The following is a 1,609-nucleotide window of genomic DNA, read 5'->3' as shown; positions in this document are numbered from 1 at the left end:
TGTGATGTCTCAAGACACTGGTGACAGTTCTGCCTCAGGACAATGGTGGCGTTCGGTGTATCAAGACATCGGTGATGGTTCCGGACATGTCTCCGCTTATTTGCTGAACCGTGTCCGGGATTTCCCGATACCCACGTAGGCGGTGCCCTTCGGTGGCCACAGGTATTCTGCGATGACTTCGCCTTCGGTGTTCGCGAATATGATGCTCTCTTGGTCCCACGTGGCAGTGACTGTCCGTCCTCCCATCCGCTTGGTCAGGGAAAACAGGGTCCTGCCGATGTTGACCACGCCGTTGGAATAGACCTGCATCTTCTGGCTGCCGGTGGGCGCCGGGTGACCGATACTGCCGCTGAATTTCCTGGGCGCAGCGTTCGCACGCAGGGCCTGGATGCGCAGCAGGTCGTAAGCATCTGGTGCCGCGCGCGTGCCATCCTTCGGCGGCGGCGGCGGCGACGGCGGTTCGGTGGGGTGCTGGGCCTGGACCTCTTGCGCCGTGGTCGGCGGTTTGGAAAGCACCGCCGCCGGTTTCGGGCGAGGAGCCTCGGCAATCTCTGTGGCGTCCCAAGCCTGCTGCGGGGTGACGCGTCCCGGCAACCCCTGGTGCGGGCGCTCCGTGTTGTAGATCTGGTCGAACCGGTCGACCTGATCCTGGAGCTGGCCGTGGTTTTGCGCCATCGGCTGCTTGTCCAGCCACCGAAACAGGGTCTGATGAAACCGCTCATTTTTGCCTTGGGTGGTCGGCTTGTTCGCCTTGCCGGTGATCGCTTCGACGCCCAGTGAGGAGACGTAGGCGACGAGCTGGCCTTCCCATCCACGGCGCGAGGGATTCAGCGCCATGCCATTATCCGACAGCAGGCGCTGAGGGACCCCATGGGCTTCGATGCCCTTCTTCACGACCGCCAAGGCAGCCTCGCTGGTCTCCGAGCCGGCGACGTGGGTCGCGATGGCCAGGCGCGAATGGTCATCCTGGAGCTGGAAGATCACGCACTTGCGTCCGCCGGTGAGCACGTACTCGGTCGCGTCGAGCTGCCAGCAGGCATTCGGTGCCGGGTAGACGAACCTGCGGTACGCGGCACGTGGCTTCTTCTTCGGCTCGGCCCGGGCCACATTCCTTTCGCGGAAGATCCGTGCCAGTGAGGCAATGGATGGAGTTTCCATCCCCAGGGAGGCCATCTTGTCGTGCACGCTGATAGGACCATGGTCCAGTCCGGAGGACTCCATGGCGGCCCGCACTTTCACGGCTTCATCCTTCAGCGCCTCGGGAACGCTGGTGGGCGAAGACTTGGGTCGCCGCGAGCGCGGTTCCAAGGCTGCCGTCTGGCCCTCGGTGCGGACTCTGGCCCGGATGGCGTAGAACGTCTTGCGAGTGATGGCGTGCTCGGCGCAGAACGTGGTGACCGCGCCGCGGGGCGCGTCATCGGGCCATTGGGCAATCGCGAGGCGTATTCGGGCGTCGACGGGCTCATTCGGATTCATCCGTCATTCTTGTCCGACCGCATCGGGGGCTGCCAAGCCCCTTAACACCGCCGGGAAGTGTCACCACCAAAACACCCGGGAGTGTCACCGATGTCTTGAGGCAGAACTGTCACCGATGTCCTGCGAGATAACA

1 protein-coding gene is annotated in these 1,609 nt (G+C 63.6%); it reads right to left on the bottom strand.

What is annotated here, in order from left to right:
• Nucleotides 1-96: 96 nt before the first annotated feature.
• A complete protein-coding gene (locus tag ACT3S2_RS15785) occupies nucleotides 97-1,476 on the bottom strand; it encodes an integrase core domain-containing protein (RefSeq protein ID WP_443349363.1) in 1,380 nt (459 codons plus the stop codon).
• Nucleotides 1,477-1,609: the final 133 nt, after the last annotated feature.

Source organism: Arthrobacter sp. AOP36-A1-22, assembly GCF_052377615.1.
Classification (GTDB): Bacteria; Actinomycetota; Actinomycetes; order Actinomycetales; family Micrococcaceae; genus Arthrobacter_H.
This window is presented reverse-complemented; position numbering and strand designations above follow the sequence as displayed.

Bases quoted from the DNA above. Each gene is read 5' to 3' on its own strand.
- ACT3S2_RS15785 (WP_443349363.1), bottom strand. From the start codon at position 1,476: ATGAATCCGAATGAGCCCGTCGACGCCCGAATACGCCTCGCGATTGCC.